Here is a 14455-nt window from a genome sequence, read left to right on the forward strand (position 1 = left end):
GCGCCTGCAGGAGGAGGGCCAAGCGTTGACGAGGGGCCTCCAACCTTAGGTCTGGCCGGACGTATCTCTCCCGGCCGCCTCGCAGCAAACCGCGGGGTGGAAAGAAGACCGGGAAGAATTGCTGCCCCTGGCGCTCAGTCGTTGATGACCAACAGATCGGTGGCGGTGAACCGCAGGGTGACGGTTTCGCCGACGGCGGGCGGAACGAGGCCGGGGCTGTTGAACATGTCGAAGGAGATGACGCTTTGGCCGACCCGCATGCGGGTGCGCACGACCGAGCCGAGGAAGTTGCTGCTGACGACCTCTCCGGTCAGGGCCGTGTCGCCCTTGGCGCCCTCCGCGATCGAACCGGCTTCGGGGCGGAGTGCCAGCGAGACCGTGTCGCCGGCCTTCACCGCGCCGAGCGGCTCGCGCAGGGTGACACCCTGGTCGCCGATGGAAACGCGATTGGTCGCCGGATCGATCACCTTTGCCTCGATGAGGTTCAACGTGCCGACGAAAGAGGCGACAAAACGGGTGGACGGGCGGTTGTAGATTTCCGCCGGCGTGCCAATCTGGTCGGCGCTGCCGGCATTCATCACGACGATGCGGTCGGAGATCGACAGCGCCTCTTCCTGGTCGTGGGTGACGAAAACCGTGGTGATGCCGAGCTGCTGCTGGATCATGCGGATTTCCTCGCGCAGCGACACGCGGATCTTGGCATCGAGGGCCGATAGCGGCTCATCGAGCAGCAGCACCTGCGGTTTCGGCGCAAGCGCGCGGGCCAGCGCCACGCGCTGCTGCTGGCCGCCGGAGAGCTGGTAGGGGAATCGGTCGGCGAGGTGCTCGAGCTTGATGAGGCCGAGCATCTCCTTGACGCGCGCGCCGATTTCCTCCTTCGGCCGGCCGGCCACCTTCAGGCCGAAGGCCACGTTGTCGAAGACGTTCATGTTCGGGAAGAGCGCATAGGCCTGGAACACCATGCCGATGTTGCGCTGGTTCGGCTTCAGGTTGCCCTGGTCCTTGTTGTCGATGACGATGCTGCCGCCGGTCGGCACCTCGAAGCCGGCGATCATCCGCAGGATCGTGGTCTTGCCGCAGCCGGACGGGCCGAGAAAGGAGACGAACTCGCCCCTGTCGATGGTCATGTTGAAGTCGTGGACCACCTTCACCGGACCGAAGGATTTCTGAATGTTCGTAAGAGTCAGGAATGCCATTTATACGTCCTCAGGCCGGGCGCCGGGTGGATTTCTGGAAGCGGGAGACAAGCTGGATCAGCGCAAGGCAGCCCCAGGTGATGGCGAACGCAATGACCGACAGGGCAAAGGGTTCGTAGGGCTTGTTGGCGCCGATGCGCTGCAGGTAGGGACCGAATGCGGGTCGGTCGAGCAGGGCCGCCAGCGTGAATTCGCCGATGACGATTGCAAAGGTGAGGAAGGCGCCGGACAGCACCGCCGGGATGACGTTCGGCAGGATGATGCGGCTCAGAATGATCGTCCAGCCGGCGCCGAGGCTCTGCGCGGCTTCGGTGAGCGTCGCGACGTCGATGGTGCGCAGTCCCGTATCGACGGCGCGATACATGTAGGGCAGGGCGAGAATGGTGTAGCCGAAGGCAAGCAGCAGGTTGGTGCCGAAAATCGAGCCGGTCAGCGGCAGCCAGCTCGACGTGTTGTAGAGGCGGATATAGCCGAAGACGATGACGATCGCGGGGATCACCAACGGCAGCAGCGTCAGGAATTCGACATAGGGGCGGGCCCAAGGCATCTTGAGCCGGACCCAGAACGCGGTCGGCACGACGATCAGAATGCCGATTGCGATCGTCACCAGTGCCATGACCACGGAAAAGCTGAACGTCGCCTGGAATTCCGGGTCGGCCAGGACGCGGACATAGGCGTCAAGGCTGTAGACGCCGCGTCGGGCCCGCAGCGAGAATTCGAACAAGCCACCGAGCGGTACGAAGAAGTACAGCAGGCCGACAATCAGAGCCGCCCAGCCGGCGATGCGCGCCCAGATATTCATTTCAGCCACCTTTCGGCACGGACGCGCAGCCAGATGTAAAGGACGTTGGCGACCGCCGTGATGACGATCATGCCGAAGGCCATTGCGTAACCGAGATTCGGGTTGCCGAGCACGTCGCCGCGGATCTGTGCGAAAAGCTGGATCGGCACGATGTTGAGGCTGGAGCCCGTCAGCGCGATCGCGGTGGCGACGGCGCCGAACGCATTGGCAAACAACAGCGCGAAGGTGCCGAGCAGCGAGGGAAACAGGATCGGCAGCGCGACCATGCGCCAGTATTGCAGGACGCTTGCACCGAGAACCTGGGCGGCCTCGCGCCACTCACGGCGAAGCCCCTCCAGCGCCGGCGCGATGATCAGGATCATCAGCGGGATCTGGAAGAAGAGGTAGGTGACCGTCAGCCCCCAGAAACTGAGGATGTTAAAGCCAAGATCACGCTGGAGCACGATGCCGAAATTGTTGCGCAGGAACACGGTGACGAGACCGACGGGGCCGAAAGTGGCGAGAAAGGCGAAGGCGAGCGGCACGCCGGCGAAATTCGACGCCACCCCGGAAAAGGTCATAAGCGGGGACTTGATCCAGCGCGGGACGGCCTCGAAGACCACCGCCGCGGCCATCGCAAAGCCGATCAGGCTGCCAAGCGCGGCCGAGGCAACGGAAATCTTGATGGAAATCCAGTAGCTCGACGGAATCGTGCCGGTGTTCAGGTCGATGATGTTCTGCAGCGTGAAACTGCCGTCACGCGTCTGGAACGCGCCGATGACGATGTGCATCGTCGGCAACACCAGGAACATCACAACGAAGATCACGAAGGGCATCAGGCCCAACCATGTAAGCGGCATCTGCGGCCGTCGCGTCTGTGGAGCTCGGTTCATGGGTCCTGGATCGTTGCGGAGGTGCCGGGTTCGACTTTGGCTAAATTAAGGCATCGACAAGATATGGCAAGCCCCGGCGCCGAGTGCGTCGGGCCGGGGCTTGCCGTCATCCATTCGCCTTACTGCACGTTGGCGCCGACGACGCTGTCCCAGCCGCCGGTGACAGCGGCCTTGTTGGCGTTCTGCTCTTCCACGGTCGGGAAGACGGCCGCTTCATAGCTTGCTGCCGGCGGCAGGGCATCGATCAGCTCCTGCGGGATCTTGCCGGCCTTGGCCATGGCGTTGAAGCGAGCCGGGTGGCAATAGCCCTTCAGCCACAGGTTCTGGCCTTCATCCGAATACAGGTGTTCCATCCACAGCTTGGCAGCGTTCGGATGCGGGGCGTAGGCGGAAATGCCCTGGACGTAGACGCCGGCAAGGACGCCGGTCTTCGGAACGACGACTTCGACCGGCGGGTTGTCCTTCAGTTCGTCGCGCCAGGCCAGCGCGTTGTAGTCCCAGGCGATCGCGATCGGGGTTGCGCCCTGGGCGATGGTGCCAGCCTTGGCGATAACCGGAACGAAATTGCCGGCCTTGTTGAGCTCGGCAAAATATTCAAGACCGGCCTTGCCGGATTCCTCGCCCGGCTTGGCGCCCTTTGACAGGCCGGCGGCGAGCACGCCGAGAATGGCCTGGTTCGAGGCGCGGGGGTCGCCGGCGAGGGCGACCTGGCCCGCATATTCCGGCTTGAGCAGGTCTGCCCAGTCGGTCGGCGTGTTCTGCACGAGGTCCTTGTTCACGATGAACGACAGAACGCCGTAGTAGTCGCCGTACCAGTAGCCCTCGGGATCCTTGATGGCATCCGGAATTTCATCCCAGGTGGAGACCTTGTATGGCTGCAGCAGGCCTTCGGCCTTTGTCTGCGGGCCGAAAGCGAGGCCAACGTCGATGACGTCAGGCGCCTGCGGGCCCTTGTTGTCCTTGTTGGCCTTGATGGCCTCGACCTCGTCGGCCGAACCGGCATCCGGGTTCAGTTCGTTGACCTGGATTTCCGGGTACTTGGCCTTGAAGCTGGCGATGACATCGCCATAACCGCACCAGCTGTGCGGCAGGGCGATCGTGGTCAGCATGCCTTCCTTCTTCGCCGCTTCGATCAGTTCGGCGCTCGGTTCAGCGACGGCAACTGCGGTTGAGGCAACCAAGATTGCCGTGGAAAGCGAAAGCAGTCGGCGGGTATATGACATCACGGGTGTTCTCCTTTTGTGTGTCAGTCAACTTCGGCGAAGCTGATACTGGTGCGGCATGAAGCTTATGTGACAATATTTAAACGGCTTTTTCCGACATTTTCGGACATATTGGCTGACTGAATGACGGTTTTTATCTTGGTTTGCGAAAGAGACGGCTGGCCTCAAACAATTCTTCCAGCGACTTCATTCTCTCGCGCGTTTCTCCCCAGTTTGCGCTCTGCACCGCCTCGATCAGCGCTTCGACGACGAACAGCGTGACGACGGAGGAGTCCCACGCCGACGGTGCCTCGATGTGGATCCGGAAGATTCTTGCGGCCAGCTTGGCGATCGGAGACGCCCACTGGTCGGTGAACAGCACGATTTCGACACCGCGTTCGCGGGCGATCCGGGCGAAGGTCTCCATCTCCTGCTCATAGCGGCGGATGTCGAAGATGACGATGACGTCGCCGGCCTTCATGTTGAGCACGTAGTGCGGCCAGGAACTGGGATTGGAGGCGAGTTGAGTGACGTTCGGCCGAATCACCTGGAGGTGGGTGAAAAGATAGTCGGCCAGCGCCTTGGTGATGCGCCCGCCGACGACGTAGACGTTGCGCTTGCGGTCGGCGATCAGCGTCGCCGCGCCGTCGAAGTCCTCGATCTCGACCTGCGACAGCGTCTGGCGCAGGTTGTTCATGATCGCGTCGGCGAAGCGGTTGAGAATGTGCGTTCCCGGCGCGTTGGCCGCCCATCGGTCATGCTTGGCAATGGGGTTCGAGAGCGTCGCCTCGAGTTCGTGATGCAGGTGCGACTGGAAATCAGGAAAGCCGCGATAGCCGAGCTTTTGCACCATGCGCGCAACGGTCGGCGTCGATACGCCGGCATTCTCCGCGACGGTCGTGATGCTGCCGAGGCCGGACACCGGATAGTTTTCCAGAAGCGACGCCGCCAACTGCTTTTCGGCGCGCGTCAGCGCGTCGAAATGGGCGTTGATCACGTCCGACACCGTCATGGATGCCTGATTCAGCGTCATTCATTCCCCTGTCCGCCGCTCTCTGTCGGCTTTGAACAAAATTAAACATCGCTGTCACATTTCGAGTCAAATGAATTTTTGAAGAGGTTTCTTCATCGCCTACTTGACATGTGGAAATCGGTGAAGAATTCTCTTCAAACAATAAATAATGGCCGGTCGAGGGGATCAGGCTAATGGGAATTCTGACTGGAGAGGAGGGCGACCCCGTCGCCCTGGAGAATGCCGATGCGCGTGGGCGAGTGATCCTCGTCTGTGAACACGCATCGCGGCAGCTCCCAAAAGCGCTCGGCACGCTCGGCCTGTCCGAGGAAGCGCTCGCAAGCCACATCGCCTGGGATCCGGGAGCGCTCGCTGTTGCCCGCAGGATCGCCTCGGAGCTCGATGCTACGTTGATTTTTCAACGTTTCTCGCGGCTCGCGTACGATTGCAACCGTCCGCCGGAGTCGCCGGCAGCGATGCCGGAGAAGAGCGAAATCTTTGACATTCCGGGCAATGCCGGCCTGGACCAGGCGGCACGAGGCGCCCGTACGCAAGCGCTTTACCTGCCGTTCCGTGACGCGCTTTCCCGACTGGTGAAGGGCCGGATCGCGGAGGGTCGTGCGCCGGTCATCGTCACGATCCATAGTTTCACGCCGATCTATTTCGGCCAGCCGCGCGCCGTCGAGATCGGTGTCCTGCACGACAGCGACACTCGGCTGGCCGACGCCATGCTGGCTGCGGCGAATCGAGCAGGGGATCGCTACGACGTCCGCCGCAACGAGCCCTACGGGCCTGCGGACGGCGTGACGCATACGCTGAAGGAGCACGGCCTCGCCAACGGCCTCGCCAATGTGATGGTCGAGGTGCGGAACGACCTGATCCAGGACGAGGCCGGCGAACGCGCCGTGGCGGGCTATCTTGCAGGTCTGATTGTCGAGGGACTGTCGTCGCCGGAGTTGCTTTGAGCGGATTTTTCCGCGCTGCGACGCAAGGCAAGGGAAGGGGAGGGATGTCTGTGTTGGGATATGGACCGGTTGGCCTGGCTGTCGGCACCGCCGTCGTGAATGGGGACTTGCGCGATGCCTGAGTTCATCAAGCATTACGTGCGTATCGTGGACGCCATCAATCACAGGGTGGGTATCTTCGCGATGTACCTGATCTTCCCGATGGGTGCGATCCTGCTCTATTCGACCGTGATGCGCGTCGCCTTCGGCTACCCGATCAACTGGGTCATGGAGATGTCGCAGTTCATGCTGTCGGCCTACTATCTGCTCGGCGGCGCCTACTCCATGCAGTTGGACGCGCATGTGCGCATGGACCTCTTCTACGGCATGATGAAGCCGAAAACGCGGGCGATCACCGATTCATTCACCATCCTGTTTGTCATTTTCTATCTGGTCGTGCTGTTCTGGGGCGGCGTTTCATCGACGGAATACTCGATCACCTACAATCAGAAGAACTATACGGCCTGGGCCCCGGTCCTGTGGCCCGTCAAGGTCATCATGACGCTCGGCATCTTCCTGATGCTGCTCCAGACCATTTCCCAGTTCTTCAAAGATGTCGCTGAAGCGCGCGGAAGGCCGATCGCATGAGCTCCGAATTCATTACCATTTTCATGTTCGCCTCGATGCTCGTGCTGATGGGCACGGGCCAGCGCGTCTACGGTGTCATCGGCGCGGTCGGCGCCGCCGCGGCGCTCTGGCTCTGGGGAAACGGGTCGTTCGAGCTTCCCTTCAACGCCGCCTTCCAGGTGCTCAACTGGTATCCGCTCATCACCGTGCCGTTCTTCGTCTTCATGGGCTACATGCTCTCGGAGTCCGGCATCGCCAACAATCTCTACCGGATGTTCCACGTCTGGTTCGGGTCGGTCCGCGGCGGGTTGGCGATCGGCACGATGGGGCTGATGATCGTCATCTCGATGGTGAATGGTCTGTCGGTCGCCGGCATGGCCATCGGCGCGACAGTGGCGTTGCCTGAACTCCTGCGTCGCGGCTATGACAAGGTGATGATCACCGGCGTCATCCAGGGCGGGTCGTCGCTCGGCATCATGGGGCCGCCGAGCGTGGTGCTCATCCTCTACGCGATGATCGCGCGTCAGCCGGTGCTGCAGCTGTGGCTGGCCGGTATCGGTCCGTTCATCCTGATGGCGATCATCTTCACGGCCTATATCTACATCCGCTGCCGCCTGCAGCCGGAACTGGGTCCTGCGCTGCCTGCAGAAGAACGCGCCAATATCACCTTGCGTGAAAAGCTCGTGTTGCTGCGCGAGGGGCTGCTGCCGTTCGGCCTGTTCGCCGCCATCATGGGCCTGTTTCTCACCGGCACCACCAGCCTCGTCGAAACCTCCATGGTCGGCGCCCTCCTGGCGCTGCTGGCTGCGTGGGCAACAGGACGTCTGAGCGCCCACGTACTGGAGAAAACGACGCGCAACACGCTGGCGGTGTCGGCGATGTTTCTCTGGATCATCCTGGGCGCGCTGTGCTTCAGCGCCGTCTATGACGGCCTCGGCGCCATCAAGGCGATCGAGAGCCTGCTCCTGCACACCTGGGATCTCAGCCCGTGGGGCGTTCTGTCCTTGATGCTGTTCTCCTTCATCATCCTGGGGATGTTCCTTGACGACACCGCCATGCTGGTCATCGTCGCGCCGCTCTACATCCCGCTGGTGAAACTGCTCGGATTCGACCTGATCTGGTTCGGCATCCTCTACACGATCACCTGCCAGATCGCCTACATCGTGCCGCCCTTCGGCTACAACCTGTTCCTGATGCGCGCGATGGCTCCACCGGAGATCACTATCGTCGACATATACAAGTCCATCATCCCGTTCTTTCTTCTGATGGTGTTGAGCATGATCATCATCATGGTGTTTCCGGACATCGCGATGTGGTTGCCGGAAGTCTACTCCGGCAAGAGGTAAACGTTCACTGCTTGGGAGGAACCATGGAGCAAGACGTGCAACGCGTACGAAACGGAGACGGCGCTGACCGCACTCGGCCCGCCGCCGCAACGGAGTTGATCCAATCACTTCAAATGGGGGATTTGAAATGACCGATACCAAGACCATGAACAAGCGCGACTTCCTGCGGAAGTCCATCCTGACGGGCGCCGGCGCCGTTGGCGCGACCACGCTTGCCGCGCCTTATGTCAAGGCGCAAAGCCCGATCAAGTGGCGACTGCAGACCTATGCCGGTCCGGCGCTGGCCGACCATGTGGTCAAGCCGGCGATCGAAGCCTTCAACAAGGCTGCAAACGGCGAGATGGTGATCGAACTCTACACAGCCGACCAGCTTGTGCCGCAGGGCGAGTTGTTCCGCGCCGTGCAGGCCGGCACCATCGATGCCGCGCAGAGCGACGACGATTCCATGGCCTCACCGGTCGACGTGTCCGTGTTCGGTGCCTACTTCCCGTTCGCCTCGCGCTACAGCCTCGACGTGCCGGTCCTGTGGAACTGGTACGGCCTGAAGGAAATCTGGGAGGAGGCCTACGGCGAGGTTCCCGGCGTGACCTGGCTTTCGGCCGGCGCATGGGATCCCTGCAACTTCGCCACGACCAAGCCGATCCGCAGCCTTGAGGATCTCAAGGGCCTGCGGGTCTACACCTTCCCGACCGGCGGCCAGTTCATTTCCCGCCTCGGCGTAGTTCCGGTGACCTTGCCGTGGGAAGACATCGAAGTCGCGCTGCAGACGGGCGAGATCGACGGCATCGCCTGGTGCGGCGCCACCGAAATCTACAGCGTCGGCTGGGCGGAGGTCACCAAGTACTACCTCACCAACAACATCTCCGGCGCCTGGTCCGGCTCGTTCTTCGCCAATACCGAAAAGTGGAACGCAGTCCCCGAGCACCTGAAGGAGATCTTCAAGCTGACGATGGATTCCTCGCACTACTATCGCCAGCACTGGTACTGGTGGGGTGAGGCGCACTACCGCACGACCGGCGGCAAGCTGGAGCTCACGACGATCCCCGAAGCCGAGTGGAAGACCGTCGAGGACATGGCGCTTTCCTTCTGGGACGAGATCGCCGCCAAGAGCCCGCGCAACGCCAAGGTGGTGGAGATCCTGAAGAAGTACCAGGACACCATGCGCAACGCCGGCGCTCCGTACCGCTACGGCTGAGCCCGGCGGAAGCGCAAATCGGCCGCTTCGGCGGCCTGAGATCGAACCGGGCGATACTGCCCGGTTCGGCACGACAGGACAACGCCAGGACCGCCCGATGACCGTGACCTATAGTTTTGATGAGTTGAAGAAGGATGTGGCCGAGGGCCGCATTGATACCGTTCTCGTATGTCTCGTCGACATGCAGGGGCGCCTGATGGGCAAGCGCTTCCACGCCCAGTATTTCGTCGACGGCGGCCATGAGGAGACGCACAGCTGCAACTACCTGCTGGCGACCGACATCGAGATGGAAACCGTGCCCGGCTATCGTTCGACGAGCTGGGAGGCGGGCTACGGCGACTACACGATGAAGCCGGACCTTGCGACCTTGTGCAAGCTGCCATGGCTCGACGGCACGGCGCTGGTGCTCTGCGACGTGCTCGACCACCGCACCCACCAAGACGTTCCCCATTCGCCGCGCGCAGTTCTGAAGAAGCAGGTGAAGCGGCTCGAGGCCATGGGTTTCAAGCCCTACATGGCGAGCGAACTCGAATTCTATCTGTTCGACCAGACCTATGACGATGCGCGCGAGAGCGGTTATCGCGATCTCATTCCCGCCGCGGGCTACAACGAGGACTACCACATCTTCCAGACGACCAAGGAAGAGGATGTCATGCGGGCGCTGCGCAACGGCCTGCAGGGCGCCGGCATCCCGGTCGAGAACTCCAAGGGCGAGGCTTCCCCCGGCCAGGAGGAAATCAACGTGCGCTACGCCGAGGCCCTGACGATGGCCGACCGGCACTCGATCATCAAGAACGCCTGCAAGGAAATCGCCTGGCAGCGTGGCAAGTCGGTCACCTTCCTCGCCAAGTGGAACTACAACGCCGCCGGTTCCTCCTCGCATATTCACCAGTCGCTGTGGAGCGCGGACGGCAAGGAGCCGAAATTCTTCGACAGGGATGCCAAGTACGGCATGTCCGATCTGATGCGGATGTATGTGGCGGGCCAGTTAGCCTATGCCAGCGAGATCACCTATTTCCTTGCGCCCTACATCAACTCCTACAAGCGCTTCGTCGCCGGCACATTCGCGCCCACCAAGGCGATCTGGAGCAAGGACAACCGCACGGCCGGCTATCGCCTGTGCGGGGAGGGCACCAAGGGCATCCGCATCGAGTGCCGCGTCGGCGGCTCGGATCTCAACCCCTACCTTGCCATGGCGGCGCTGCTTGCGGCCGGCATCGCCGGCATCGAGCAGAAGCTGGAGCTGGAAGCGCCCTTCGAGGGCGACGCCTATGGCGGCAAGGGCATCCGCGAGATTCCGAAGACGCTGCGCGAGGCAACCGAATTCATGACGACTTCGAAAATGCTGCGCGAGGCCTTCGGCGAGGACGTCATCGATCACTATACCCGCACCGCTCGTTGGGAGCAGGAGGAGTATGACCGGCGCATAACCGACTGGGAGGTGGCGCGCGGCTTCGAGCGGGCCTAAGGTTTACGCAAGGCTGTTTGCCCATGCCCTCTCTCCGAAAACGGCGGGAGGGCATTTGGCTGCTGAAGGTGAATGGGCGCGAAGGCGCCGACTGAATTCTCAATGCAACTGACAGGAAGACGATCATGACCATGATCAAATGCATTTCACCCGTCGACGGTTCGGTTTATGCCGAGCGCGAGGCGATGCCGCTGGAGGCGGCGAAAGAGGTTGTCGCCCGGGCGCGCAAGGCGCAGAAGGCCTGGGCGAGGCGGCCGCTGGAGGACCGTGTCCAACTCGTGCTGAAGGGCGTCGCCCGGCTGAACGAGATGAAGGACGACGTCGTGCCGGAACTGGCCTGGCAGATGGGCCGGCCGGTGCGCTATGGCGGTGAATTCAAGGGCTTCAACGAACGCTCGAACTACGTGGCCGAGATCGCCGGATCGTCGCTCGCGCCGATCGTGATCGAGGAAAGCGACCGCTTCGAGCGTCGGATCGAGCGCGAACCGCATGGCGTCGTCTTCGTCATCGCGCCGTGGAACTACCCCTACATGACCGCGATCAACACGATCGCCCCGGCGCTGATGGCCGGCAATACCGTCATCATCAAGCATGCGGCGCAGACGCTGCTTGTCGGCGAGCGCATGGTGCGCGCCTTCGTCGAGGCCGGGGTGCCGGACGATGTCTTCCAGAACGTCTTCCTCGACCACGACACGACTTCGGCGCTGATCGCGGCCAAGAGCTTCGACTTCGTCAACTTCACCGGCTCGGTCCAGGGCGGGCGGGCGATCGAGCAGGCGGCCGCCGGCACCTTCACCCCGCTTGGCCTCGAGCTTGGCGGCAAGGATCCGGGGTACGTCATGGAAGACGCCGATCTCGACGCCGCGGTCGATACGCTGATGGACGGCGCCACCTACAATTCCGGCCAGTGCTGCTGCGGTATCGAGCGCATCTATGTCCACGAGTCCCTCTACGACGCCTTCGTCGAGAAGTCGGTCGCCTGGGTGTCGAACTACAAGCTCGGCAACCCGCTCGACCCGGAAACCACGCTCGGCCCGATGGCGAACAAGCGTTTCGCGGCGGTGGTGCGCGAGCAGGTGGCCGATGCGGTTGCGCGCGGCGCCAGGGCGCTTGTCGATCCAAAACTGTTCCCGCAGGACGACGGCGGCGCCTATCTTGCCCCGCAGGTTCTCGTCAACGTGGACCACTCGATGCCCTTCATGAAGGAAGAGACCTTCGGCCCGGCCGTCGGCATCATGAAGGTGAGAAACGACGCGGAAGCGCTCGAACTGATGAACGATTGCCAGTACGGCCTGACGGTTTCGCTCTGGACGAAGGATGCCGAGCGCGCCGCCCGGCTTGGCCGCGACCTGGAAACCGGCACCGTCTTCATGAACCGGGCCGACTACCTCGATCCGGCGCTGTGCTGGACCGGCGTCAAGGAGACCGGCCGCGGCGGTTCGCTGTCGGTCATCGGCTTCCACAACCTTACCCGCCCGAAGTCCTATCACCTCAGGAAAGCACTCGCATGAGCATCACCGCCAACTGGAGCTACCCGACCGCCATCAAGTTCGGGGCCGGACGCATCAAGGAACTGGCCGATCACTGCAAGGCCGTCGGCATGAAGAAGCCGTTGCTGGTGACCGACCGCGGCCTTGCGCCGATGGCGATCACCCAGAACGCGCTCGACATTCTGGAGTCCGCCGGTCTCGGGCGGGCGATCTTCGCCGAGGTCGATCCGAACCCGAACGACAAGAACCTCGAAGCCGGCGTCAAGGCCTTCAGGGACGGCGGCCATGACGGCGTCGTCGCCTTTGGCGGTGGCTCCGGCCTCGACCTCGGCAAGGCGGTCGCGTTCATGGCAGGGCAGACCCGCCCGGTCTGGGATTTCGAGGATATCGGCGACTGGTGGACGCGCGCCAATTCCGACGGCATCGCCCCGATCGTCGCCGTGCCGACGACGGCCGGGACCGGCTCGGAGGTCGGCCGCGCCTCGGTCATCACCAATTCCGAGACGCACACCAAGAAGGTGATCTTCCATCCGAAGTTCCTGCCCTCGGTGACGATCTGCGACCCGGAACTGACGGTCGGCATGCCCAAGGTCATCACAGCGGGTACCGGCATGGATGCTTTCGCTCACTGCCTGGAGGCCTACTGCTCGCCATTCTATCACCCGATGAGCCAGGGGATCGCGCTCGAAGGCATGCGGCTGGTCAAGGAATTCCTGCCGCGCGCCTACAGGGACGGCACCGACATCGAAGCGCGCGCCAACATGATGTCGGCCGCCGCCATGGGCGCGGTCGCCTTCCAGAAGGGGCTCGGCGCGATCCACTCGCTCTCCCACCCGGTCGGCGCCATCTACAACACCCACCACGGCATGACCAACGCGGTGGTGATGCCGCCGGTGCTGCGCTTCAACCGCCCGGCCATCGAAGGCAGGATCGCGGCTGCGGCAGCCTACCTCGGCATTCCCGGCGGTTTCGACGGTTTTTACGACTATGTCCTGCAGCTTCGCTCGGAACTTGGCGTGCCGGACAAGCTGTCGGCACTCGGCGTCGGTACGGACCGTATCGACGAGATGAGCGAAATGGCGATCGTCGATCCGACCGCCGGTGGCAACCCGGTCGAACTGACGCTCGATGCCGCCAAGAGGCTCTTTGCCGAGTGCATCTGAGCCAAGCGTCGTGATCACAGAGCCCGGCATCGCGCATGCCGGGCTCTTTCTTTTTCCGGCCGCCAATCCTCCTCGTGCACGGTTCCCGCCAGGCTCCGCCAGGGCATCTTTGCAATTCGTTAACCATCTTCTGAAAGGTTTGGTTAACCGGGCGCCATCCCGCTTCGCGTCCGTGAAAAGAGCGATGGGGGCTCGGGCCGCTGACATAAGGAATTTGAAATGCCGGTCATCACATTTGCCAACGCCAAGGGTGGAGCAGGAAAGACCACCGCAGCGCTCATCCTCGCCACCGAGCTCGCCGCGCAGGGCTACCGCGTCACCATTCTCGACGCCGATCCGCAGCGCTGGATCACCCGCTGGCACGAACTGTCGGGTGCGCAGCGCAACCTTTCTGTGATTTCCGAAGTCTCCATGGGGTCGTTGCAGACGCATATCCGCGAGAACCGCGACTACACGGACTATTTCATCGTGGATCTCGCCGGCGCGCGTGACGCGATGGTCGCGACCGCGATCGGTTTGTCCGACCATGTCATGATTCCCATCCAGGGGTGCGCGATGGACGCCCATGGCGGCGCGCAGATCCTCGAGCTTCTGCAGCAGTTGGATCAGCGGGCCGGGGTGCGCATCGACCATTCCGTCGTCCTGACCCGCATGAGCGCGGTCGTCACCACCCGGGCCATGGTGGCGATCAAGCAGCTTCTCGCCGAGCGTGGCGTCGCCGTTCTCGACACGACGATCGGGGAACGGGCCGCTTTCCGCGATATTTTCGACTGTGGCGGCACGCTGCGGACGATGGATCCGCAGCGCGTCTCCAACCTCGACAAGGCGCGTGAAAATGCCCGCCTCCTGGCCGAGGAAGTGCTCCGTCGCGTTCCCGCACGGCGCACCACGAGTTCCCGGCTCCTGCATCGTCTGGCCCGCGCCGCCTGACCGCTTGACGAAAGTCAACAAGTGTCGCGTTGGCCGCAAAAATTGTAACCTCCGCGCTGGCAAGCCCAGAGCGGAGGCACTCTGCATGATCGCGCTCGGAGATGACGAAGCGCAATTCTGACGCGATTTTGTTGCGTCAATATAAATACAGATTGAATCAATATTCCCTAACCAAGCGTTTACCATCGCCGGTCTACTGGTGGTGACG

Annotated in this window: 13 protein-coding genes; 8 read left to right on the forward strand and 5 right to left on the reverse strand. The window is 62.6% G+C overall.

Annotation, left to right across the window (positions count from 1 at the left end):
- Nucleotides 1-134: 134 nt before the first annotated feature.
- The 5 genes from JNC62_RS12265 to JNC62_RS12285 all read right to left on the reverse strand — a co-directional run bounded on the left by JNC62_RS12265 (nucleotide 135) and on the right by JNC62_RS12285 (nucleotide 5105).
- Nucleotides 135-1196, reverse strand: coding sequence for an ABC transporter ATP-binding protein (locus JNC62_RS12265; protein ID WP_374839119.1), 1062 nt, complete (start codon nucleotides 1194-1196; stop codon nucleotides 135-137).
- A gap of 10 nt (nucleotides 1197-1206) precedes the next feature.
- Nucleotides 1207-1998: an ABC transporter permease gene (locus tag JNC62_RS12270; protein WP_374839121.1), complete on the reverse strand. Its 792-nt coding sequence runs from the start codon at nucleotides 1996-1998 to the stop codon at nucleotides 1207-1209.
- On the reverse strand, nucleotides 1995-2870 hold the full coding sequence (locus JNC62_RS12275; protein WP_374839122.1) for an ABC transporter permease: 876 nt from the start codon (nucleotides 2868-2870) through the stop codon (nucleotides 1995-1997). Before JNC62_RS12275 ends, JNC62_RS12270 begins: the two co-directional genes overlap by 4 nt.
- Nucleotides 2871-2989: 119 nt before the next feature.
- Nucleotides 2990-4096 carry an ABC transporter substrate-binding protein gene (locus tag JNC62_RS12280; protein ID WP_374839124.1) on the reverse strand — a complete coding sequence of 369 codons (1107 nt, stop codon included), beginning with the start codon at nucleotides 4094-4096 and terminating at the stop codon, nucleotides 2990-2992.
- A 130-nt stretch (nucleotides 4097-4226) separates the two neighbouring features.
- Nucleotides 4227-5105, reverse strand: coding sequence for a MurR/RpiR family transcriptional regulator (locus JNC62_RS12285; protein WP_374839126.1), 879 nt, complete (start codon nucleotides 5103-5105; stop codon nucleotides 4227-4229).
- 173 nt (nucleotides 5106-5278) lie between these two features.
- Between JNC62_RS12285 and JNC62_RS12290 the strand changes: the two genes are divergently transcribed.
- The 8 genes from JNC62_RS12290 to JNC62_RS12325 all read left to right on the forward strand — a co-directional run bounded on the left by JNC62_RS12290 (nucleotide 5279) and on the right by JNC62_RS12325 (nucleotide 14247).
- Nucleotides 5279-6049: an N-formylglutamate amidohydrolase gene (locus tag JNC62_RS12290; RefSeq protein ID WP_374839129.1), complete on the forward strand. Its 771-nt coding sequence runs from the start codon at nucleotides 5279-5281 to the stop codon at nucleotides 6047-6049.
- Nucleotides 6050-6163: 114 nt separating this feature from the next.
- A complete protein-coding gene (locus JNC62_RS12295; RefSeq protein ID WP_374839130.1) occupies nucleotides 6164-6676 on the forward strand; it encodes a TRAP transporter small permease subunit in 513 nt (170 codons plus the stop codon).
- The gene (locus tag JNC62_RS12300; protein WP_374839132.1) at nucleotides 6673-8001 is read left to right on the forward strand and encodes a TRAP transporter large permease; all 1329 of its coding nucleotides are present in this window, start codon (nucleotides 6673-6675) and stop codon (nucleotides 7999-8001) included. The genes JNC62_RS12295 and JNC62_RS12300 overlap by 4 nt, the downstream gene beginning before the upstream one ends.
- 127 nt (nucleotides 8002-8128) lie before the next feature.
- Nucleotides 8129-9196: a TRAP transporter substrate-binding protein gene (locus JNC62_RS12305; RefSeq protein ID WP_374839134.1), complete on the forward strand. Its 1068-nt coding sequence runs from the start codon at nucleotides 8129-8131 to the stop codon at nucleotides 9194-9196.
- Nucleotides 9197-9293: 97 nt separating this feature from the next.
- Entirely contained in the window at nucleotides 9294-10664 is a 1371-nt protein-coding gene (locus tag JNC62_RS12310; protein ID WP_374839136.1) for a glutamine synthetase family protein, read from the forward strand.
- 125 nt (nucleotides 10665-10789) lie between these two features.
- Entirely contained in the window at nucleotides 10790-12175 is a 1386-nt protein-coding gene (locus tag JNC62_RS12315) for an aldehyde dehydrogenase family protein (protein ID WP_374839138.1), read from the forward strand.
- A complete protein-coding gene (locus JNC62_RS12320) occupies nucleotides 12172-13317 on the forward strand; it encodes an iron-containing alcohol dehydrogenase (protein ID WP_374839140.1) in 1146 nt (381 codons plus the stop codon). The genes JNC62_RS12315 and JNC62_RS12320 overlap by 4 nt, the downstream gene beginning before the upstream one ends.
- 219 nt (nucleotides 13318-13536) lie before the next feature.
- Nucleotides 13537-14247, forward strand: a complete 711-nt coding sequence (locus tag JNC62_RS12325; protein WP_374839142.1) for an AAA family ATPase — start codon at nucleotides 13537-13539, stop codon at nucleotides 14245-14247.
- The last annotated feature ends 208 nt before the right edge of the window (nucleotides 14248-14455 follow it).

The sequence above is a fragment of the Mycoplana ramosa genome (genome assembly GCF_041930185.1).
Taxonomy (GTDB): domain Bacteria; phylum Pseudomonadota; class Alphaproteobacteria; order Rhizobiales; family Rhizobiaceae; genus Mycoplana; species Mycoplana ramosa.